The organism is Clostridium sp. SY8519 (genome assembly GCF_000270305.1).
Classification (GTDB): Bacteria; Bacillota; Clostridia; order Lachnospirales; family Lachnospiraceae; genus SY8519.
The window spans coordinates 2,116,518-2,138,168 of sequence record NC_015737.1 but is presented as its reverse complement, the minus strand read 5'-3'; the positions used below and the strand labels follow the sequence as shown (position 1 = coordinate 2,138,168).

The window sequence follows — 21,651 nt, the reverse complement described above, 5'->3', positions numbered from 1 at the left end:
CGGAGCAGCCCCATGCAGTTTCCAATCATTTTAGCACTTTAACTCATTAAATTCAAGGCAGTCGGGTACGCTGGATTTTTCTTATGAGCTTCTGTATAATAAATAAGAAAACGCAGGAGATGATAAAATTATGAAAATAGGATATATGGGACTGCCCGGCAGTTATACAGAAGCTGCTGCCCGGCAGTTGATAAAAAGCCAGGGACTTTCCGATGCGGAACTGGTTCCGTTAATTTCCGCCGCGGCAGTCCGGCGCAGTCTGGATACCAGCGCTGTCTCCAAAGGCGTCATTGCCGTCGCAGACCAGGCCGGCAGGCCGGTTTCTGAAACAGCGCAGGTCTTTCCGAAAGACAGTTACACCCCGGAAGCGGAACTGACGCTTCCGGTTCACTACTGCCTCTTTCGGCGAAGCACTGTTGCTGATTTTGATATCCGGGAAGTGGCTTCCCATCTCTTCGCGCTGAAACAGACCGAGGAATTCATCGCCCTGCACTATCCGTACTGGGCAGATGTGGATACCCCGGACACCGCCCAGGCGGCCCAGATGCTTTCCGACGGCGAACTTTCCATTACGACTGCCGTCATCTGCAGCAAAGCGGCCGGCGAAGCCAACGGTCTGGTATGCATCGCCTCCGATATCGAAGACCAGCCAAACCACGCCGTAACCTTCTGTCTTATCAAGGGCTGATCCGGCTCCGGGTGTTATTTCAGCTTCCGGATCCGGTGGATTATCTGCGCGGACCGTTCCTGTACGGCACTGAGCTTATCCGCCAGGCCGACGATCAGGCTTTCCCGGCAGCGGGGAATATCCCTGGGCGTCAGCGGCCACATATGGGACTTAATGATATTTTTCTCTTTTCCTGTCAAATCATACTCTTTGGAAGCATTCTCCAACGCTCTGCGGGCATGGCCAGTGCCATGCTCCCAAGCGCTGATTTCACTTTCCTTATAACTGTACTGATAGAAATCATGCAGCATGGCGCCCCGGGCCAGTTCTTTTTCATTCACCTTCACATGCAGGAGTTCCGCAATCCTATAGGAATATTTCACCACACTCAAACTGTGATGCAGCACCGTGCTGGATCCATGGACGGAATAGTGCCGCATTTCCCGGATTTTTGGGTTCTTCATGATTTTTTTGACTTCTTTCAGATAGGCTTCTTTATTCACACATGTCATCTTCCTTCAAAATAAACCAGACTGCCTGTTAAAACTGCGGCGCGATCAGACGCAGGACACACTGAATGACCCGTTTTACAATGGAGCGGTGGCCTCGATATTCCTGTGTCACTTCCCGGCTTTCCGCGAACAGTTTCCGGAAATCACTCCGAATATCCATCACCGCATGGGTGCCGTACATGTAGCAGCCGTTTTCAAAATGTTCAAACAGACTGCGGAAATCCAGGTTGATGGTTCCGACGGTGGCCACCATATCATCCGACACACACTGCTTGGCATGCAGGAATCCGGGTGTATACTCAAAAATCCTGACACCGTCGTGCACCAGGCCGGAATAATAGGAACGGGACATGGCATACACGGCCTTTTTATCCGGAATCCCGGGAAGTATCAGCCGCACGTCAACTCCTCTGCGTGCCGCCAGTCTCATGGACCGTGCCAGTTCATCCGTAATCATCAGATACGGTGTCGTAAACCATACATAGTCCTTGGCCCGGTTCAGAATATGCATGCAGACATTTTCACCCACATGCTCTTCAGACAGAGGGGAATCGCCGTAAGGCTGAATAAAGCCGTATTCTCCGGCCGCCGGAAGGGACGCGTCAGCAAGATACGGTTCAAATACCCGCTGGTTGAAGGTTCCCTGGTGAATGGACGTCCACATCTCAAGAAACAGCATGGTCAGCGTCCGGACCGCTTCTCCCTGCAGGCGAATTCCGCTGTCTTTCCACTGGCCGTAGGGATGCACGATGTTAAAATATTCGTCTGCCAGATTGTAACCACCGGTAAAGCCGATCTCCCCGTCAATCACTGTGATTTTCCGGTGGTCTCTGTTGTTCATGAATACGTCCAGCAGAGGCACCAGACGGTTGAATACCCGCACCTGGATGCCATAGGCAGCCATCCGGCGGATAAAATCCGTGCTGATAAAACTGATGGATCCCATATCGTCATAAAAGATACGGACTTCCACGCCTTCTGCCGCTTTCTGTTTCAGGATATGCAGGATGCCGCCGAAGGCCTCCGCTTCCTGGATTGCGTGATATTCCAGGAAAATAAAGCGCTTTGCCTGCCCCATGGCCTCCTTCTGCGCGCGCAGCGCTTCCCGTGTGTCTCCATAATAGGTCACTTCCGTATTTCTGTAAACCGGAAAGCCGCAGGTCTCCTGCAGATACCGGGAAATATTCGCCGCCGAACGGCTGTGCCGTCCCATCTCTTCCAGCACCTGCGGATCCTTCTGAATCATAGGGAACAAAATCCTGTCAATTTCTGAAAAACGTTTCTTTCCGCCGAAAGCGATCTTGTCAATGCCGATCAGGATATAAAGGGCCACGCCCACAAAGGGAAATACCAGAATCAGAATGATCCACGGAATCCGTATCGAGCTGCTGGTATGCCGTCCGAACACATACAGCGCCACTACGACAGAAGCCGCCGTTATCACCGGACTGATCCAGGAAAACCGGTCATTCAGCCGCTGGACCAGCCCCACCAGCCAGTAAATCTGCAGGGTAATCGCCGCCAGAATAAAAATCAGACGGGCGATGCCGTTTTTTACGTTTGTTTTCTGTTCTGTGCGCATCGCTTCCTCCTCCTGTCATCCGGTGCCGGAACACCTTGTAGGGAAAAGAAAAAAAACCCGCTCACAGAGCGGGTTAAAACAATAGCGAGAGGGGGACTCGAACCCTCGACACTGCGGGTATGAACCGCATGCTCTAGCCAGCTGAGCTATCTCGCCATATCAGTATATATCTTGTAAAATGGGACCTACAGGGCTCGAACCTGTGACCCTCTGCTTGTAAGGCAGATGCTCTCCCAGCTGAGCTAAGATCCCAAGTGTTATCTGCTGTCGTAAGCTCTTTCGTATCGCTGACGACTATGCTACTATAACACTCTTACTGATATGTTGTCAATAGCTTTTTTTCATTTTTATCTGTGAGAATTTCAGGTATTTTTTTCCTTCCCGGAGAAACACCTCCGTGCTGTATTCTCCGGCGTAAAGTTTCTTGGTCATACTGCGGAAATCATCCGCCTGGGGATGCTTCAGCAGGGAATACAGGTACGGCGACTCCTTTTTGGCGTAAAACAGCATCTCCCGCAGCTGACGGGTCGGTTTCGCGATCGTTAGCGGCGCCACGATATTTTTGTCGGTAATGTCGATATATCCGCCTTCGGCCACATTGATCCGGTTGACCGCATCCGCGAATTTCAGGCAGGCTTTCGCCGCCTCATTCTTATAATTGCTGTAGGAATTGATACAGAGTCCCGGTTCCAGGGAATAATTAATCGCCAGATTGTACTGGCTGTAGTCCTTATCGTGCCTGCTGCTGCAGGAAGGAAACGGATTCACCGAAAAATTATCCTCTCCCATGTTGTTCTGAAGGTACTGCAGAATCGGGGACTGATTCACCATCAGCAGCGCCTTTCCCTGGCTGAAATTTTCCACCGCTTCCGTATCTCCCATTTCCAGAAAATCCTTCGGAAACGCGCCAGCGGCAATCAGCTGCCGGATCCGGTCACACGCCTGACGGAACGGCGCGCTGTCCAGCCTGATCTTTCCTTTGGCCAGGTTTTCGATGGCATCCGGGTCAATCCGGTTAACAATCGTGCTGTAGAGCAGATCGCCGGCCCAGTTGTCTTTGTCTCCCAGTTCCATCGGTGTGTAATCCGTCCCGTTTACGGCATTGTACTGCCGGACCGCCCGCACGAACTGCATCAGCTCTTCCCAGTTCTTCGGCACGGAAAGTCCCAGTTTTTTCAGTAAGTTATCGTTGGAAAGCAGGACGGTATACGCCTCCGGAAAACAGGGGATGATATAGTTATTGCCGTCAGTATAAGTCTGCAGATAGGATTCTTTAAACAGCGTGTTCGACTCTTTGAGATAATTCTGTACCGGTGTGCAGGCCCTGGCGTCAAAGAGAAACTCCGGGTAACTTCCGCCCCACACGGTAAAAATATCCGGGAGTTCCTTGGTGGCCACGCCGATCTTCAGCTTATCTTTCAGCTGCTGCGTGCTGTAAGTGCGCACAGTGATCCGGTATCCGGTCTCCTTCTCCACATTCTTCCAGTAGGTAATGTAGTAATCCCCCGGCGTGCTCATATCATTAAACATCCAGACCGTAAGCTTTGCGGATGTCCTGCCGCCGGACGGTGCTGCTTCTTTTTCTGCGGATGCTCCGCTCTTTGACTGTGTCCCGCCGCAGCCGGTCAGACAGAGGATCAGCAAAACCGCCGTCAGCAGCAGGGACAGATAATTTGCGCTTTTCTTTTTCATACACAGAATTATAACGCGAAACCGGGACAAAGCATAGAAAAACTTGCCCGGTGTTTTTCCGTATTGTATGATAAACAGGAAACCAATACGCCAAGAGAGGATCTCCCATGAAAAAGAATTTCCAGACCCGGCTGTTTGCCGCTTTTTTTCTGATTGCCATACCGGTTATCGCCGTTGTTATCGTGGGTTTTCTCGCAATCCTGGTCCCGCATGCCAATGATACAATCCTAAAAAATCAGGAAACCGAAGCAAACAATATTGGCACCCAGCTGGATTATGTATTCAAAGACGTGGAAAACCTCTCCCGTGAAATTCTGTACAATTCATCCGTGCAATCCTATCTGAAAAAGTCCCTGAAAGGCGAAACCTACCCTTCCGATACGGATACAGCCTATTACATCAACAATTCCCTCTCCGGACGGGAATATATTCATTCCATTGTCATCACCGGCACGGACCATACCCTGTTTTCCACCGAACTGGCGGACACGGACATTTCTACCTTTCACAACATTGAGCACAAATGGTGGTTCAATCAGATGGTATCCGGTGTGGCACCTTTCGGCTGGTACTGCCATGCCGCGCTGGACCGGGGCAACTACTACCCGGTGCGCAATAACACCTCCCAGAAAGTCAATGACATCGTCCTGGCCCGCCCCATTTACAGTATGGATGATTACCAGACTCGTCTGGGCTATGTGATGATCTACCTGGACAATGATTATCTGAACTCCATCTGGGAATCCTGCGACTGGGGTTCCACTGCCAATATCCTGGTCTATAATCCAAGCGGCGATCTGATGATGTGCAACAGCAAAGGCACAGACTACGAGTCCGCGTTAAAACAGCTGGATTCTGAAAATAAAAACCAGCTCGTCCGTTATGACGGCGAAAACTATCTGGTTTCCCGGAAAACAATCCCCACCACCGACTATCAGCTGTATATGATCACGCCTTACAAAGAAGTAGGGGAAAGCAGCCGGCTGCTCCAGATCGAAATGTGGGTTCTGATCGCGGCGGTTCTGCTGATCATGATTTTTATCGGCCAGTTTTCTTCCCGGAATATGGCACAGCCGATCATCCAGCTGTCCCGTGCCATGGATGCCTCTTATCACGAAACGCCGGAATCCTCCGCCAATTCCGCGGATCCGCAAGGCACCGGCGCGGACGGTTCCTCTCCCACGGACAACCCGGCACCGGAGACTTTTTCTGCCAAAAATATTCTGACAGAAGCGCCGGTTGCCGACCTCGCCGCCCTGTCAGATCTGTACCGGAGCCGTACCGACGAAATCGGCCAGATGTACCGCTCTTACGAAGGCCTGCTGAACCGTCTGAACCTGCTGATCAAGGAGATCTACTTAAAAGACCTGGAAAAGAAAGACGCGGAACTCGCCCTGCTGCAGAGCCAGATCAGCCCCCATTTTCTCTATAACACCCTGGATTCCATTAACTGGATCGCCCTGGAACACGGGGAAGATGAAATCAGTGACATGATCACTGCTCTCTCAGACACCTTCCGGCTGAGCCTTATGAAAAACAACAGCTCCTTTACCGAGTTTTCCCAGGAGCTTCAGTATGTGAAAAGCTATCTGATCCTGCAGAAATTCCGCTATGAAGACCGGCTGAACTATACCTTCGATCTCCCGGCGGATCTGCCGGAGCTGTATATTCCCCGCTTTTTCCTGCAGCCGATTGTGGAAAACGGGATCAAACACGGCATCGACCGCCTGGAAGGGGGCGGCACTATTGCCATCCGTGTCTTTCTGGGCAGGGATCTGCATCTTACCGTCAGCAATGACGGCACCTGCATCGATTTAAAGAAAATGGAGCGGCTGCTGGATTACGACCCAGATGACCCGAATCTTCTGACCTTCGAGCTGGACGGATACGGCATCCAGAACATCAACCGCCGGATCCGGATTCTCTGCGGAAGAGCCTACGGCCTCAGCTACAGCGTTCAGGGCAGCCAGACAGTCTGCCACATCACCCTCCCGGTGAAAACCACGCCGGTCTGACCGAAAGCCTATTTATCTGTCTGCCGGCTCCTTCTGCCCGCCGCCTTTCCGATAGGCCGACAGCGTCATCCCGGTATTTTTTTTGAAAATCTGGGAAAAATAGGCATAATCATGGAACCCTACTGCCTTTGCGATATCATTCAGCTTCATATCCGTATCCAGCAGATATTCTTTCGCCCTATTTAAACGCAGATTGGTCACATAACGCAGAAAGGTGGTGCCCATCTCTTTTTTAAACAGGTTACTCAGATAGTTCTTGCTGATACTGGTTTCCTCCGCAACGGACTGAAGCGTGATATTTTCATGAAAATGTCCGGCGATGTAATCCGTTGCCATCTGAACAGACCGTGAAGCGGAACCGCTCTGCTGGCTGGCGATCACATCCGCCAGTTCCTCTGCAAGCTTCTGCATCTGCGCACGCTGCGCCTCCATCGAAGGATACTGCCGGCGGATATTCCGCGCGCTCAGGATTTCACCGGGAATCACAAACCCCGAGTCCGCATACCGCTTATTGATCAGATACATGCGAATGACAATCAGATAGGAGATGCTGGTGACATAATCCAATGTCAGCTTATTCTGCGCGTCTTCTTCAAAATTGTACAGGCTGTCCAGCGACCGGCGGATTCCCTCCCGGTCAGACACGCCGATGGCCCGAAACAGATGATCCAGTTCCACATACGGCATATTCTGCGTCTTTTCAAAGGCCTGCTGAATATCCTTTGCCTCGGACTGCCGCAGTTCAATGGTAAAAATCTGATTCTGACACTCAGTTGCAGCCTGAAACATCTCCCGGATCCCGCAGTGGATCTCACTGATCCCATACAGAATCCGGCACCCTTTCTCCCGCTGCTGTCCGCAGAATCCGGCCACAGTCTCCCGGATTTCCCTGAAGCTGTCGGGCTCCGGACCAATCAGGATAAAATACATGCTTTCATCGTTGTCGAATTCTTCACAGTTTCCATAGCGTTCCATCTCTTCCTGAAAACTCTGGGCAATCATTCCCACTTCCGATGTGTAGTCTTCCCGGCTCGGAAGCTTCAGAAGATCAAAACGAACCAGAAGAAACGGGGCAGTCTCCGGATCGAACTCCAGAATGCGCTTCAATTCTGTCAGATCCCCGTCCTCCAGGATCCCCTCTTCCGCAGCGCGCAGAAACAGGCGGTTTTTCCATTCGGCCCGGTTGGTATCCATATAGTTCTGCAGTGACTGGAAATAACTGCTTTTTTCTTTTTTCTCCTGTATGCGGGCATACATGCTCTGCATCATCGCGGTGAAATCCGCTTTTTTGATCGGCTTCAGCAAGTAGTCGCTGATTCCGATTTTGACTGCGGTCTGCGCGAACTGAAAATCTCCATATCCCGAAAAAATCACAATTTCCACATCACCGAGAATCTCCTTTGCCCGGACAGAAAACTCCAGGCCGTTCATCTGCGGCATCTTGATATCTGTGATGATCAGGTCCGGCTGCAGCTCTTCCAGCGCGTCAATCGCCTCCAGGGGATTATTGAAGGTCCCCACCAGGTCGAATCCCATGGATTCCAGGTCAAAGACCCGTTGAATCCCCCGGATTACAACTTTCTCATCATCCAGTAACATCAGTCGGTACATTGTCAGCATCCTCTTTTCCATCATTCGGCTTTGTGCCGATCATGATACAATCCATCCATCTCATGTAGTGTAGCAAGTATCTGCATCCATTGCAACCGTGTCCGCCGGCGGTCAAAACACTCATCCGCCGCCGGGCAGGACACTTATCCGCCGCCGGGCGCATCAAAAAAGACTGCTGTACCGGCTGATAACGGCACAGCAGTCTCTTTCTGCTTGGTATCTTTTTTGGAGTTTTGCTGTATTCTGCTGAAATTATAATCCGGTTCTGTCTGACCGGGGCATTTTATTCTTCGCCGTGTACCTCGTCATGGAGATACTCGGTATCGTCAATCTTTAATGCCTCGTGATCATAATCCAGACCTTTTCGCTCATAGTAGTCAATGAGTGCTGCTTTTACTGCTTCTTCCGCCAGTACGGAACAGTGCATTTTTACCGGAGGAAGTCCGTCTAACGCTTCTACTACCGCCTGGTTGGTCAGTTTTAACACATCGTTGATGCTTTTTCCCTTAATCAGCTCAGTCGCCATAGAGCTGGAGGCAATTGCGGAACCGCAGCCGAAAGTATTGAACTTTACGTCTTCTACGATACCGTCATCATTGATCTTCATATACATCTTCATGATGTCGCCGCATTTTGCGTTGCCTACTTCACCGACTGCGTTGGCATCTTCCAGTTTTCCTACATTTCTCGGGTGACGAAAATGATCCATTACTTTCTCACTGTATAACATACTGCTTTTCTCCTTTCTGCAGTTCATCCCAGACAGGTGACATATCCCGTAAATATGCTACGATTTTTGGAAGTTCACGGATAATATGCTGAACCTCCTCCTCAGTGTTGTACTCTGAAAGTGTCAGACGCAGAGAGCCGTGGGCAACCTCATGGGGCAGGCCGATGGCAAGAAGCACGTGGCTCGGATCCAGGGATCCCGATGTACACGCGGATCCGGAAGATGCCTCGATTCCCTTGTCATCCAGCAACAGCAGCATGGACTCTCCTTCGATGCCTTCGAATACCATGTTGACATTGCCGGGCAGACGCTTCTTTAAATCTCCATTAACTTTGGAATGGGGAATGCTCTTCAGGCCTTCGATCAGCTCATCCCGCAGTCCCGATACATAAGCCATATTCTGATCCATATGGGCAACGGCGTCTTTCATGGCTGCCGCCATGCCTACAATCGCGGGCAGGTTTTCTGTGCCGGCGCGCTTGCCGCGCTCCTGGGCGCCGCCTTCAATCAGGTTCCGCAGGCGAATACCGGTTCTGGCATAGAGTACGCCGATTCCCCGCGGACCGTGGAACTTATGTCCGGATAAGGATAAGAGATCAATCCCCTCTTCCGCTACATTCACCGGTACATGGCCGACTGCCTGTACCGCATCGGTGTGGAACAGAATTTTATGCTTGTGGGCAATTTCCGCAATTTCCTTCACCGGCTGAATCGTACCGATTTCGTTGTTGGCATACATAATTGTAATGAGGGCGGTATCCTCACGGATAGCTGCCTCCAGCTCCTCCGGACGAACCAGGCCGTCTTCATGCACCGGCAGGTAAGTCACTTCAAAGCCCTCGCGCTCCAGCTTCTGCAGGGTATGCAGTACGGCATGATGCTCAAACTGTGTGGAAATAATGTGTTTCTTGCCTTTTTCCGCACCGTTTAACGCAACTGTGCGGATCGCCTGATTATCTGCCTCACTTCCGCCGGAAGTAAAATAAATTTCTTTGGGTTTGGCTCCCAGGCATTCCGCTACATCTTCTCTTGCTTTCTGAAGAATCTCCGCAGCCTGCTGGCCAAGGGTATGGAGACTGGAGGGATTGCCGTATACATTTTCCAGGCAGTCCTCCATAGCCTTTAATGCAACCGGACTCATCTTGGTGGTTGCGGCGTTATCTGCATATACTAACATATCGTCACACTTTCTTAATCTGTCAAACTCAGAATATTGCTGTCTATCTGTTCATTGCTGAATTTCTTATATCATATCGGATATATATGATTTATCAGCTGTGTGAATCATAGCACCGTATTCACTCCATGTCAATAGGAATTGAGGAGAATTTTCAGAAATATTTTTCAAAATATAATTTTACTCTTTGTTTCAACAGGTTTCCCCACGAATCCGGCAAAACTCAAAGAATCCGCCGACCTGTGCCATTCCATCACAGAGCATCCATTCTGTGGGCTGACATCCTGCAGCGGCGGATTCTGATTCCTTCTCTTTGATCCGATGGATCGTTTTTCCGGAAAAGGTTACGCGCCCTTCCGTCCGTGGCACTGTTTGTATTTCAGGCCGCTGCCGCAGGGGCAGGGATCATTCGGATAGATTTTCTTTTCTTTTCTTCTTTTCGGCGCCGGTGTGCCGGTTTCCGTATCTTTGTTTGTGCCGGTCACTTTGGCCACTTCTTCCCGTTCTACTTTCTGCTCCACATGGACATGGAACAGCAGACGGACGGTTTCTTCATTAATATTGCGGATCATGTCGTCAAACATCTCAAATCCGGCCATTTTGTATTCTACCAGCGGATCCCGCTGACCGTAAGCCTGGAGGCCGATTCCCTCCCGGAGAATCTCCATATCGTCGATATGGTCCATCCACTTGCGGTCGATGACCTTAAGCAGAATCACCCGTTCCAGTTCCCGGATCATCTCCGGTTCCGGGAATTCCGCTTCTTTGGCTTCGTATAATTTGACGGCTTTTTCCTTAATCTGCTGTTTTAATTCATTTTTGGAAATGCCGTCCACATCCGCCGGGGTAATCGGCGCTATCGGAATCACCGGAAGCAGCAGTTCGTTCAATTCGGTAAGATTCCAGCCCTCTTCGGTCTTTTCATCCGGAACCACCGTATCCACTGTACTTTCCACGCGGTCGGTGATCATCTTGTAGATGGCACTCCGCATGCTCTCGCCGTCCAGTACACGCCGGCGTTCGGAATAGATGATCTCTCGCTGATCGTTCATGACCTGATCGTAATCCAGCAGATTCTTACGGATACCGAAGTTGTTGCCTTCGATCTTCTTCTGTGCGTTTTCGATGGCCTTTGACAGCATCTTGTGTTCAATCTGCTCGCCTTCCGGCACACCCAGCGCATTGAACATATTGATCAGTTTTTCCGATCCGAACAGTCGCATCAGGTCGTCTTCCAGGGAAATGTAAAAACGGGATTCTCCCGGGTCTCCCTGACGGCCGGAACGTCCGCGCAGCTGATTGTCGATACGTCTGGACTCATGACGCTCGGTACCGATGATCTTTAATCCCCCGGCTGCCCGGGCTTCCTCATCCAGCTTGATATCCGTGCCTCGTCCAGCCATGTTGGTGGCAATGGTAACCGCTCCATGCACGCCGGCCTCGGAAACGATCTGGGCCTCCAGTTCGTGGAACTTGGCATTCAGGACATTATGCTTGATTCCCTCTTTCTGCAGCATACGGCTCAGCAGCTCGGAAGTGTCGATGTTGATGGTGCCTACCAGTACCGGCTGGCCGGTGGCATGAGTCTCTACGATTTCCTTCACTACCGCGTTGAATTTCTCTGCTTTTGTCTTATAGACCGCGTCCTGGTGGTCAATTCTGGCAATGGGCTTATTGGTAGGGATCTCAATGACATCCATGCCGTAAATATCCCGGAACTCTTTTTCCTCTGTTAGCGCAGTACCGGTCATTCCGGCTTTTTTCTCATATTTGTTGAAGAAGTTCTGGAAGGTAATTGTCGCAAGGGTCTTGCTCTCCCGTTTGACTTTTACATGTTCTTTAGCTTCAATGGCCTGATGCAGGCCGTCGGAGTATCGCCGGCCCGGCATGATACGTCCGGTGAACTCATCCACAATCAGGATTTCATCATCTTTTACCACATAGTCCTGATCTTTGTGCATCAGACTGTGGGCCCGCAGCGCAAGGATGATGTTGTGCTGGATTTCCAGGTTTTCCGGGTCTGCCAGGTTTTTGATTTTAAAGAAGTTCTCGACTTTTTTCACACCGTCCTGGGTAAGGTTCACGACCTTGTCCTTCTCATTGACGATGTAATCACCGGTCTCCTCCACCTCGATTCCCATAATGGCATCCATTTTGGAGAATTCCTGGCTGGCCTCGCCCCGCTCCATCTGACGGGCAAGGATATCACAGGCTTCGTAAAGTTTGGTGGATTTGCCGCTCTGACCGGAAATAATCAGCGGCGTCCGCGCCTCATCGATCAGCACCGAATCCACCTCATCGATGATGGCAAAGGCCAAATCCCGCTGTACCAGCTGCTCTTTGTAGATCACCATATTGTCCCGCAGGTAATCAAAACCCAGTTCGTTGTTCGTAACGTAGGTAATGTCACACCCATAGGCTTCCCGGCGGGCATCATTGTCCATATCATTAAGGATCACGCCAACGGACAGTCCCAGAAATTCGTGTACTTTGCCCATCCATTCCGCATCTCGTTTCGCCAGGTAGTCATTGACGGTAACGATATGTACGCCTTTTCCGGTCAGGGCATTCAGATAAGCCGGCGCCGTGGATACCAGGGTTTTTCCTTCACCGGTCTTCATCTCCGCGATACGGCCCTGATGCAGAACGATTCCGCCGGTGAGCTGCACCGGAAAATGCTCCATGCCAAGCACCCGGCGGGAGGCTTCCCTTACGGTCGCAAATGCTTCCGGCAGAATATCATCCAGGGATTCTCCATTTTCCAGACGGTTTTTGAATTCCGGTGTCTTTGCCTTCAGCTGCTCATCCGTCAGTTCCACAAACTGCGGCCGCAGCGCCACAATTTTTTTCACAATCGGCGTCACGCGGCGCAGCTCATGCTGGCTGTGGGTGCCGAATATTTTTTCCATCATTCCCATAGGCGTCTATACTCCTGTTCATCCGGAGAACTCCCGCGCGCCGTTTCCTGTCTCTTCTTCCGCCGTCTGCCGGCGGCAATGCGCGCAATCCTCCGCAGTATTCTTATTTTCACTACGACAGTTAAATATTTTATCACTTTTCCGAAAGCATTACAAAGCAATTCAATGAACGATTTGTAAACAATCTGTGAAGGAAAGGAAATTCCACACCGGAAAGCAAATTGCTGAATATCTTGCATTACACGGGTCGGTAGAGTACAATTTGAACCAGAACAGCACATAAGTGTGTAACAGATAAAGGGGAAATACAAACTACATGAAAGACATCATTATCAGCACAGAAAGCGGATCTGATCTTCCGCAGGCACTCATCAGCCGTTACGGCTTCCAGGTCATTCCCATGCATGTGATCCTGAACTCCGAAAGCCACCCGGACGGCCTGCTTCCCGTCGAAAAGATCTACGAATACTACGAAACCACCGGCAAAGTGCCGACCACTTCTGCCGTCAATACTACGGAATATCAGGAATTTTTCACCCGGATCCGGCAGGAACATCCGGGATGCGTCATTTACCATCTCGCCTACTCCTCGACTGCCTCTTCCACTTATTCCAACTGCAGCCACGCCATCCGGAAGTTTGAGGATATCTACCTAATCGATACCAAAAGCGTCTCCGGCGGCTGCACTGCCCATCTGGTCAATACCTGGAAGCTCATCCAGCAGCAGAAAGACACCGTTTCCGATTACGGGGCCCTTGCGGCACAGATCCAGGCCCTGGCCGACCGCACCGTCTGTCACTTTATTCCCGGTACCCTGGAATATCTGAAAGCCGGCGGCCGGGTGTCCAATGCCCAGTATCTGGGAGCGACACTTCTGAACTTAAAGCCGCTCATTGAGATCGATCCGGATGGACGCCTGATCACTACAAAGAAATACCGGGGCTCCATGGCCCGGGTTGCCCGCAGATTTCTCAGTGATTTTACAGAAAAATACAATCTGAAGCGAGACTGCCTCTATCTGATGTTTTCCAAAGGTCTGGATCAGAGTATACTGGATTATATGAAGGAATTCGCATACGCGTCCGGATTTGAATCCTGCGAATATGTGATGACCGGCGGTGTGATCTCATGCCACAGCGGCAGAGGTGCCATCGGCCTGGCCGGCACACTGGCAGACTGACCGTCCCGCGCAGACACGATAGGAGGAACTATGAAACTGGGAGACTATAAACACATTCACCTGAAAATAAAGCACCTCACCGTTACTCTGGATGAGGTGCAGCGCGTACTGCTGAAACAGCAGCATCTGAATCAGATTGACCTGATCGAAGACAGCTCCTGGCCGGAAGGACATCCGGCCAGACTGTCGGCGGACGCTTCCGCCCTGTCCCCGGATCCGCTGCAGGAGACAGCGGCTGCTTCCGATGCCGCTCCGGCTCCCGCCGATCTTTCAGATACCTGTGTGTCTGATCTCGCGGGCACCTATACCAGCGCCCGGATCGCCGGGCGCAGACGGCCTGTCCTCCGCTGCCTTCAGCCGATGGATGACAGCTTCGCCCGGGACTTTTCTTCCTATGATACGCTCCGGGAATGGGAGGAAGCCATCCGGGACGAACTGCAGTCCTACAAAGACGACAAAATCTATGACCAGATCTGCCGCGCGCTGATCCGCATCATCGCCTCCCGTTCGGAGCTCTCCGTAGATCCCGAACTGCGGGATGCCATTGCCGATGAACTGTATCAGGATTTTCTCTATCGGATCCGTTCCTCTCACCTGGAACTCCCGGATTATCTGAAACGCACCGGGCAGACCGAAGAAGGCCTGGAGAAAAAATACAGGGAAAAAGCGGAAGAAAGCATCCGCTCCCAGCTGATTCTCCATGAAGTGGCCCGACTGGAAGGTCTCACCGTCAGCGAAGAGGAAGCGGCCGAATTTCTGGACGAAGATACCGATGACGAAGACGCCGAAGCCATCCGGGACGAACTGTTGATGGATAAGGCCATGGATCTTCTTGTCCGGCTGGCAGAGATCGAATCTGTCTGAATTCCGCTTTCCTGCATGCAGTGACCTTCTTTTCCTTCCCGGCCGGTTTGTTTCCGGCCGGTTTGTTCCTGCTGTACTCCCGGCCGGCTCATCTCCGATTGATTTCTTCCGCTTCGTTTCGGGTCAGCGCCTTCTGCCCTGTTTCCGGCCGGTTCGTCCCTGAATCCTGCGGTCAGTTTAGGATCATACGGTCATTGGCCAGTTCGCTTCCGCTGGCTTCTTCGAATTTTTTCAGAAGTTCGGAAACCTGCAGGCCTTTCTTTTCTTCCCCTTTGACGTCATAGATAATATGACCTTCATTCATCATAATCAGGCGGTTGCCCAGCCGGATGGCATCCCGCATATTGTGGGTCACCATCAGGGAAGTCAGGTTGTTTTCCCCGATGATGCTCTCGGTCAGCCCCAGCACCTTGGAAGCGGTCTTCGGATCCAGCGCTGCGGTATGTTCATCCAGAAGCAGCACCTTCGGCTGCTGCAGCGTAGCCATCAGCAAAGTCACTGCCTGCCGCTGTCCTCCGGACAGAAGGCCCACTTTTGTCGTCATACGGTCCTCCAATCCCAGTCCCAGAGAAGCCAGGTGCTCCCGGTAGATCTTTTTCTCTTTTGCGGAAATTCCCCAGCGAAGTCCCCGTCTGTGGCCTCTCCGGTATGCCATGGCCAGATTTTCCTGCAGTTCCATATCTGCTGCTGTCCCCATCATCGGATCCTGGAACACCCGTCCCAGATATGCCGCCCGCCGGTAATCCGGCTGGCCGGTGATATCCGTGCCGTCAATGAGAATCCTTCCCTCATCCACCGGATAGACACCGGCGATCATATTCAGCATGGTGGATTTGCCGGCTCCGTTTCCGCCGATGACGGTAACAAAATCACCTTTTTCCAGTTCCAGGTTCAGATCTTTCAGAGCTGCTTTTTCGTTTATGGTTCCTTTATTAAATGTCTTGCAGACGTGTTCGATTTTTAACATTTGTTTTTCCCCGCTTTCTTGAATGAGGCTTTCTTCTTGCCGCTCAGATACGGTACCGCAAGGAACACCGCTACAATAATTGCAGAGAACAGCTTCATGTCATTGGACGGCAGACCCAGCCATAACACAACGGTAATTACCAGATAGTAAATCACCGCGCCGATTACCACGAATGCCATCTTTCCGATAAAATTCAGGCGTTTGCCGAAAATCGCCTCGCCTAAGACCAGTCCGATGATGACTGCGGCCAGGCCGATGACAATGGCGCCGCGGCCCATGTTGACGTCCGCGTTGCCCTGGTACTGTGCCAGCAGGCCGCCGGCCAGTCCCACCAAGCCGTTGGACAGCATCAGTCCCACGAGAATGGCCACATTGGTATTCACGCCCTGGGCCCGGGACATGTTTTTATTGCATCCGGTGGAACGCAGCGCGCATCCGAATTCTGTTCCCATAAAGCAGTAAACCAGAATCATGATGACAATGATAAAGAGGATGGATACCACCAGCGCATGCGGAATATGGCGCAGGGAAACCACCAGACGGTACATATCGACACTGACTGCCTGGTTGGATCGGCCCATGATGTTTAAGTTAATGGAATACAGGGCGATCTGTGACAGAATTCCTGCCAGAATATCCGGAATCCCCAGTGTGGTATGAAAGAAACCGGTCAGCAGACCTGCTGCCAGTCCCGAAATAAATGCAATGACCAGCGAAACCGCCGGCGGACATCCGTGCAGAATGCACATAACCGCCACCGCGCCTCCTGTGGCCAGACTCCCGTCAACCGTCAGATCGGGAATATCCAGTACCTTGTAACTGATATATACGCCCAAGCCGACAATCCCCCAGATCAGTCCCTGTGCGAAGGCCCCCGGCAGGGAACTCAGCAAAGACAGCAGACTGAGGTTCTGAAATAATGCTCCAACAATCACGATTCTTTCTCCTATCTACTTTTTAATCCGACTGCCATTGACAGTCTAAACTTTATTATAGATGATTTGTCCTGATTTTTGTATAGAAATCACGAAAAAATACAGGAAAACGGACAGTGGATTTCTCCGCTGCCCGTTTTCCTGCCCCCCTGCAAAGGGGATATCATGTGTCTGCTGTCTTTAAGCTGCTGTGTATCCATCCGGAACCTTGATGCCCAGTTCCTTACAGAGTTCTTTATTATAAGTCTTCTGTGTGGATTTGGCCGTCTGCACTTCCATATCGCCCGGCTTCTTTCCGTTGGCCAGAATCTCATAGGCCATTTCGCCGGTCTGGTATCCCAGTTCGTAATAATCAATGGACACTGCCGCGATGCCTGCATCCACATCTCCCCATCCGGTTACCAGAGGTTTCTTTGCCGGCTTCACTACATTTTTCACTGTCTCAATAGCTGCCGCAAAGGTATTGTCTGTCGGGATATAAAGCGCGTCACACTCCTGGCATGCCTTGGTGGTAACGGACTGGATCTCGTTGGAATCTGCCGCTGTGTATACTTTTACCTGGAATCCGTCTTTTTTGGCATATTTTTCAAAGCTCTTGGCCTGTACGATGGAGTTCGGCTCTGCGGAGCAGTACAGAATCGCGATGTTTTTGGCATCCGGAAGCAGTTCCTTGAAGATGTGCTCCTGCTGGTCGATGGGTGCCAGATCGGAAGTGCCGGATACATTGGTGCCGGTCTTGCCGCTGAAATCATCGATGCCCAGTGCCTCGCCGTAATCGGTAACGGATGTGCCGAGTACCGGAATATCCGCAGTGGCCTGAGATGCTGCCTGCAGCGCCGGTGTGGCGTTGGCCAGAATCAGGTCCACCTTGCTGGATACAAATCCGTTGCAGATGGTGGCGTTGTTAGCCGCTTCATTCTGGGCATTCTGCAGGTCAATGGTAACATTGTCTTTGCCGAATTTCTTGTTGACCGCTGCTTCAAACCCCTTGGTGGCCTTGTCCAGAGACTGGTGCTCCAGGGACTGGTCAATTCCGATGGTGTAATGTTTGCCGGTGGTCTCCGCTTTCGCGGAACCCTCAGCCCCCGCGGATCCGCCTGTGGAAGAACTGCCTGTGCCGCTGCTGCCGCAGGCTGCCAGACCGGCTGCCATAGCCGCTGTTAACGCAATGGTAATGATTCTTTTCTTCATTTCCTGTGTCCTCTCTCCTGTTTTCTTTTTGTGGTAATTTAGTCCTTTACCACATGAAACTGTTATAGCAAAATAATACTAATATTTTTCTCCCGTGTCAAGGAGCAAGGAACAGTGTCGGCAGGGAACGCTCATTGACTTCGCTGATAATGGCATTTCCCACTGCCTGCCGATGGAAAACACCGCCCAGATGCCCGCCGAACACATAGAGGCCTTCCATGTTTACATACTGTTCGAACCTGGGATGTTCCGCGGCAAAATCAATATTGTCCGTCCGCTCATAAGGATACAGCTCCTGAATGATATAGGGTTTTCCGGCGCACTCCTGCAGCAGGCGGTTCCATTCCTCCTGCTCCACATCCGTTCCCAGATAGACCCCGTCACACATATAGCTGTCTTCCGGTTTGATGATCCAGCGGTCTTTATCCGCTTCATACCGGGACCGCTCCGCTTCTGTCAGGCGTGCCGTATAGGGAAAATGTTCCTTCACAAATGCCTGTTCTTCCGGCGTCAGCAGCTCCAGGGTTTCCGGCCGGTGCAGCATCACGCTCAGGCTCTTGTTATGCACCACCTGCGTACAGATGGATCCCATGACACAGACAGCCTGGCTGCGGATGGCCTGAAGGAAGTCCTGCACTTCATCCAGATGGCTGATCAGGTCCGTCGTCACCGCGCGCCGGTACACCAGATCGATCCGCATGCCGTCCGGCGCGTAGAGGGCGCCGTCATGGTAACGGACTTTGGTCACGTCGCAGACCTGGGCCTGATAGCCCATGCTGCGGAAACGCTCCGCAAAAATTTCAAACTCCGCCAGGGAAGAGCCTTCATACAGGAAATCCAGCACCGCGATATTCGGATGGTCGATCTTTTTCTCATAGGTATCATAGAGATCCAGCAGCGCATGGATGCACTGATCAATCGGATCATACATTTCAAACTGGTACTTGTCCGAAAGCTGCCGGTACAGAAGATTTTCCTTTAAGGAATTCTGCAGTTCCAGCTGGCGGTTCATGGCTCCTGCCCCGTCGGCGTTGATTTCACAGAACCCAAAGGATTCATCTGCTTCATGATAAAAAATATCAAATCTGGCCTGGGGCAGATAACTCCTGTACAGATTCGGCACGCAGATCAGCTCTTCGATTTCCCTGGGAAATCCGAACCCTTTCCGGTAGTCTGCATCCTCAATATAATGGAGAATGATTTTTTCAAAAATCCCGTAGGTGGTCTCTACAATCCATTCAAATTTCTTTTTTGTTTTCTGATCAAACAGTTTCGGCAGATAGACTGCCTCCAGTGTCTCCCCGCCCCGGTTAAAAGAGCAGTGGTTTAAATAATAGTTCTGTCGTTCTCCGCTTGCGCGGTGGGCGTCAAAGTCGGCTTCCACCATCTGACGCATCTCTTGTTCCAGCATGGCTGTTCTCCTGTTCTGTTCTGCGGCTGATCAGGCCTCCGGCTTCTGGTCAGTCAGTGTCTCATTCATACTTCCGGTCCGATAACCGTTCAGATCCATTGTGACATAAGTAAAGCCGAAAGATTTCAGCTGTTCGGTCACAAGCCTGCGGGTTTCCTCCTGAATCAGCTTCGGAAATTCCGAAGGATCGATTTCGATCCGGGCAATTGTCCCGTGAATCCGCACCCGGATCTGATGAAATCCCAGATCCAGCAGCAGCTGTTCCGCCCGGTCCACCATGCCCAGCTTCTCCTCGGTAATCGTCTCCCCATATACGAAGCGGGAGGACAGGCAGGCAAAGGACTGTTTGTTCCAGGTGGACAGCTCCAGTTCCTTCGAAAGCGCGCGAATCTCTTCTTTGTATAATTCCGCATGGCGCAGCGGGCTCTTGATTTCCAGTTCCGCCACTGCCTGCAGGCCGGGCCGGTAGTCCCCGTTGTCATCCATATTGGATCCCTCTGCCACATACTGCATTCCCTGTTCCCGGGCGATCTGACGGATCTCCTCAAACAGTTCATGCTTGCACAGATAGCAGCGGTTTGCCGGATTCTGGGCAAATCCTTCGATTTCCAGTTCTTCGGAATCCACGATAAAATGGCGGATCCCCTCCTTCTCACAGAACGCCTCTGCCTCCAGCAGTTCCCGTCTTGGGAACGAGCAGGAACGGGCAGTGACTGCAATCACCTGATCGCCCAGTGTTTCCTTGGCTATTTTCAGCAGATAGGTGGAATCCACCCCGCTGGAAAATGCCACCGCCACACTGCCCAGTTCTTTCAAATATGCCTTCAGTGCTTCCTGTTTCGCGTGAATGTCATTCATATCCTGTCTCCTCATCTTTTGCTACAGGGAAAAATCAAACGCCTGATTTCCAATGGTATCATTTTTGTAGTTCATAACGGCTGTCAGCCCTTCCTGCCAGTGCGCCCGGTTCAGGATCTCTATAACACGGTCCACATTGGCCGCGGTGAAAAAACCCTGCTCCGCCATCTGCTTTAATCCGTCCAGGTCCTTTTTCTCCGCCTGTCTGGCAGCAATCTGCTCCACATGTTCGGAAAGGTTTTCGATATAGGTCTCCCTGACTGTTTCCGGCAGATTTTCCGGATATTTCAGCCGGCAGAGAATCATACGGACTTTTTCCGGGTTCAGGGAAGGATCCTCCAGCACCCGGTCATAGAAGGAAAAATCATATAATTTTCCGTTTGCGCCAAACCCTTTCAGCGCGTTTTTCAGCAGATAGGGGTGAATGCTGGGGAAGAAAATCTCCATTTCCGCCGCCTGAAAAAATACGGTTTCCAGCGGACAGTCCGCAAAAGCTTCCCCGTATATTTTTTCTATGGTGGACGGAATAGTAATCCTGCGGATCCTGGATTTGGCAAAGGCACCCCGTCCGATCACCCGGATTTCCGGCGCCGGTATGACGTCCTGCTGGTCGCCGAAATAACGGATCAGCTCCAGACCGCCCTCCGGCAGATGCCGGTACAGACCGCTTTCTTCCATAAAATAACTGGTGTTGTCCGGGGAAAGGATCAGTTCCGTTATGCCGCTTTCTTCGTTGAAGGGATTCCGGAAATCCACCAGAACCCCTTCTGCCATCTCCCGCATCGTGGAAGGAATGGTCAGACGGCGCAGCGCCGTCTGGCTGTCAAAGGCATGGGCCCTGATCTGTGTCACGCCCTCCGGAATCTCATATTCCTGCCGCTGCGCCCCGTTTCGCACCGCTTCCAGGGCCAGCCCGCCGTCTTCCGTCCGGCGGTACAGGGCATATCCGTCCGTATGGTACCAGGGGTTCTTCGGGGAAATCCGCAGGGCGGTACCCAGCTCATCCGGCGCCTCAATCAGGCGTACCGTAGAGGGAATATACAGCTCCTGCTGCTGGCTCACCACCAGAAAGCCCTGGTGCAGTTCCTCCACACCCTCCGCTAAGCGGAGTTCCCGAAGCCCAAGGCAGAATTCGCAGGCATACGCTTCGATCACTTTCACAGTGCCCGGGACCAGAATCCTGCGGATATCCATCCCGTTTTCAAAAAACGCGTGGCTTCCGAGAATTGTCACCGGTTCGCCGTCTATTTCCGTGGGCAGCGCCACTTCTGCCGCGTTTCCGATATATTTTGTCAGCCGGATGCCGCGGTCCGTCTTCTCATATTCAAACTGGTCATTCAT

Annotated in this window: 17 protein-coding genes and 2 tRNA genes; 4 read left to right on the top strand and 15 right to left on the bottom strand. The window is 51.7% G+C overall.

Annotation, left to right across the window (positions count from 1 at the left end; all coding sequences use genetic code 11):
• Window positions 1-130: 130 nt before the first annotated feature.
• Window positions 131-688 carry a prephenate dehydratase domain-containing protein gene (locus CXIVA_RS09985; RefSeq protein ID WP_013977904.1) on the top strand — a complete coding sequence of 186 codons (558 nt, stop codon included), beginning with the start codon at window positions 131-133 and terminating at the stop codon, window positions 686-688.
• Between the two features lie 14 nt (window positions 689-702).
• Here the strand turns inward: CXIVA_RS09985 and CXIVA_RS09980 are convergent, their stop codons facing one another.
• The 5 genes from CXIVA_RS09980 to CXIVA_RS09960 form a co-directional block, all read right to left on the bottom strand.
• Window positions 703-1,170 (bottom strand): HD domain-containing protein, encoded by a 468-nt coding sequence (locus CXIVA_RS09980; RefSeq protein WP_013977903.1) that lies wholly within the window; start codon window positions 1,168-1,170, stop codon window positions 703-705.
• A 37-nt stretch (window positions 1,171-1,207) separates the two neighbouring features.
• Window positions 1,208-2,761 (bottom strand): cardiolipin synthase, encoded by a 1,554-nt coding sequence (gene cls / locus CXIVA_RS09975; protein ID WP_013977902.1) that lies wholly within the window; start codon window positions 2,759-2,761, stop codon window positions 1,208-1,210.
• 82 nt (window positions 2,762-2,843) lie between these two features.
• Window positions 2,844-2,917 (bottom strand) — tRNA-Met (locus CXIVA_RS09970).
• A gap of 23 nt (window positions 2,918-2,940) precedes the next feature.
• Window positions 2,941-3,013, bottom strand: a tRNA-Val gene (locus CXIVA_RS09965).
• 75 nt (window positions 3,014-3,088) lie between these two features.
• Window positions 3,089-4,453, bottom strand: coding sequence for an extracellular solute-binding protein (locus CXIVA_RS09960; RefSeq protein ID WP_013977901.1), 1,365 nt, complete (start codon window positions 4,451-4,453; stop codon window positions 3,089-3,091).
• Window positions 4,454-4,560: 107 nt separating this feature from the next.
• Here CXIVA_RS09960 and CXIVA_RS13515 point away from each other — a divergent pair, with 107 nt between their 5' ends.
• Entirely contained in the window at window positions 4,561-6,468 is a 1,908-nt protein-coding gene (locus tag CXIVA_RS13515) for a sensor histidine kinase (protein WP_013977900.1), read from the top strand.
• A 12-nt stretch (window positions 6,469-6,480) separates the two neighbouring features.
• On the opposite strand, the gene CXIVA_RS09950 is transcribed toward CXIVA_RS13515, so the two are convergent.
• From CXIVA_RS09950 to secA, 4 genes are all read right to left on the bottom strand, one after another.
• Window positions 6,481-8,079 (bottom strand): helix-turn-helix domain-containing protein, encoded by a 1,599-nt coding sequence (locus tag CXIVA_RS09950; RefSeq protein ID WP_013977899.1) that lies wholly within the window; start codon window positions 8,077-8,079, stop codon window positions 6,481-6,483.
• 283 nt (window positions 8,080-8,362) lie between these two features.
• Window positions 8,363-8,809, bottom strand: coding sequence for a Fe-S cluster assembly scaffold protein NifU (nifU, locus tag CXIVA_RS09945; protein ID WP_013977898.1), 447 nt, complete (start codon window positions 8,807-8,809; stop codon window positions 8,363-8,365).
• Window positions 8,796-9,986 carry a cysteine desulfurase NifS gene (gene nifS, locus CXIVA_RS09940; protein WP_013977897.1) on the bottom strand — a complete coding sequence of 397 codons (1,191 nt, stop codon included), beginning with the start codon at window positions 9,984-9,986 and terminating at the stop codon, window positions 8,796-8,798. The genes nifU and nifS overlap by 14 nt, the downstream gene beginning before the upstream one ends.
• Window positions 9,987-10,330: 344 nt before the next feature.
• Complete coding sequence (gene secA, locus CXIVA_RS09935) at window positions 10,331-12,904, bottom strand: preprotein translocase subunit SecA (protein WP_013977896.1); 2,574 nt, start codon at window positions 12,902-12,904, stop codon at window positions 10,331-10,333.
• A 316-nt stretch (window positions 12,905-13,220) separates the two neighbouring features.
• Here secA and CXIVA_RS09930 point away from each other — a divergent pair, with 316 nt between their 5' ends.
• Together CXIVA_RS09930 and CXIVA_RS09925 are read left to right on the top strand one after the other, a co-directional pair.
• The gene (locus tag CXIVA_RS09930; RefSeq protein WP_013977895.1) at window positions 13,221-14,084 is read left to right on the top strand and encodes a DegV family protein; all 864 of its coding nucleotides are present in this window, start codon (window positions 13,221-13,223) and stop codon (window positions 14,082-14,084) included.
• Between the two features lie 30 nt (window positions 14,085-14,114).
• Window positions 14,115-14,948 (top strand): hypothetical protein, encoded by an 834-nt coding sequence (locus tag CXIVA_RS09925; RefSeq protein ID WP_013977894.1) that lies wholly within the window; start codon window positions 14,115-14,117, stop codon window positions 14,946-14,948.
• A gap of 172 nt (window positions 14,949-15,120) precedes the next feature.
• Here CXIVA_RS09925 and CXIVA_RS09920 read toward each other — a convergent pair whose 3' ends face one another.
• The 6 genes from CXIVA_RS09920 to CXIVA_RS09895 form a co-directional block, all read right to left on the bottom strand.
• Window positions 15,121-15,915, bottom strand: a complete 795-nt coding sequence (locus CXIVA_RS09920) for an ABC transporter ATP-binding protein (RefSeq protein WP_013977893.1) — start codon at window positions 15,913-15,915, stop codon at window positions 15,121-15,123.
• A complete protein-coding gene (locus tag CXIVA_RS09915) occupies window positions 15,909-16,850 on the bottom strand; it encodes an ABC transporter permease (protein WP_013977892.1) in 942 nt (313 codons plus the stop codon). The genes CXIVA_RS09920 and CXIVA_RS09915 overlap by 7 nt, the downstream gene beginning before the upstream one ends.
• 180 nt (window positions 16,851-17,030) lie before the next feature.
• Window positions 17,031-18,041 carry an ABC transporter substrate-binding protein gene (locus CXIVA_RS09910; RefSeq protein WP_013977891.1) on the bottom strand — a complete coding sequence of 337 codons (1,011 nt, stop codon included), beginning with the start codon at window positions 18,039-18,041 and terminating at the stop codon, window positions 17,031-17,033.
• A gap of 97 nt (window positions 18,042-18,138) precedes the next feature.
• Window positions 18,139-19,452, bottom strand: a complete 1,314-nt coding sequence (locus CXIVA_RS09905; protein WP_013977890.1) for a hypothetical protein — start codon at window positions 19,450-19,452, stop codon at window positions 18,139-18,141.
• A 30-nt stretch (window positions 19,453-19,482) separates the two neighbouring features.
• Complete coding sequence (gene larE, locus CXIVA_RS09900) at window positions 19,483-20,310, bottom strand: ATP-dependent sacrificial sulfur transferase LarE (protein WP_013977889.1); 828 nt, start codon at window positions 20,308-20,310, stop codon at window positions 19,483-19,485.
• 21 nt (window positions 20,311-20,331) lie between these two features.
• Window positions 20,332-21,651: a leucine-rich repeat domain-containing protein gene (locus tag CXIVA_RS09895; protein WP_013977888.1), complete on the bottom strand. Its 1,320-nt coding sequence runs from the start codon at window positions 21,649-21,651 to the stop codon at window positions 20,332-20,334.

Coding starts and splice junctions, on each gene's coding strand:
- CXIVA_RS09985 (WP_013977904.1), top strand. CDS start 131: ATGAAAATAGGATATATGGGACTGCCCGGCAGTTATACAGAAGCTGCT.
- cls (WP_013977902.1), bottom strand. CDS start 2,761: ATGCGCACAGAACAGAAAACAAACGTAAAAAACGGCATCGCCCGTCTG.
- CXIVA_RS09960 (WP_013977901.1), bottom strand. CDS start 4,453: ATGAAAAAGAAAAGCGCAAATTATCTGTCCCTGCTGCTGACGGCGGTT.
- CXIVA_RS13515 (WP_013977900.1), top strand. CDS start 4,561: ATGAAAAAGAATTTCCAGACCCGGCTGTTTGCCGCTTTTTTTCTGATT.
- CXIVA_RS09950 (WP_013977899.1), bottom strand. CDS start 8,079: ATGTACCGACTGATGTTACTGGATGATGAGAAAGTTGTAATCCGGGGG.
- nifU (WP_013977898.1), bottom strand. CDS start 8,809: ATGTTATACAGTGAGAAAGTAATGGATCATTTTCGTCACCCGAGAAAT.
- nifS (WP_013977897.1), bottom strand. CDS start 9,986: ATGTTAGTATATGCAGATAACGCCGCAACCACCAAGATGAGTCCGGTT.
- secA (WP_013977896.1), bottom strand. CDS start 12,904: ATGGGAATGATGGAAAAAATATTCGGCACCCACAGCCAGCATGAGCTG.
- CXIVA_RS09930 (WP_013977895.1), top strand. CDS start 13,221: ATGAAAGACATCATTATCAGCACAGAAAGCGGATCTGATCTTCCGCAG.
- CXIVA_RS09925 (WP_013977894.1), top strand. CDS start 14,115: ATGAAACTGGGAGACTATAAACACATTCACCTGAAAATAAAGCACCTC.
- CXIVA_RS09920 (WP_013977893.1), bottom strand. CDS start 15,915: ATGTTAAAAATCGAACACGTCTGCAAGACATTTAATAAAGGAACCATA.
- CXIVA_RS09910 (WP_013977891.1), bottom strand. CDS start 18,041: ATGAAGAAAAGAATCATTACCATTGCGTTAACAGCGGCTATGGCAGCC.
- CXIVA_RS09905 (WP_013977890.1), bottom strand. CDS start 19,452: ATGCTGGAACAAGAGATGCGTCAGATGGTGGAAGCCGACTTTGACGCC.
- larE (WP_013977889.1), bottom strand. CDS start 20,310: ATGAATGACATTCACGCGAAACAGGAAGCACTGAAGGCATATTTGAAA.
- CXIVA_RS09895 (WP_013977888.1), bottom strand. CDS start 21,651: ATGAATGACCAGTTTGAATATGAGAAGACGGACCGCGGCATCCGGCTG.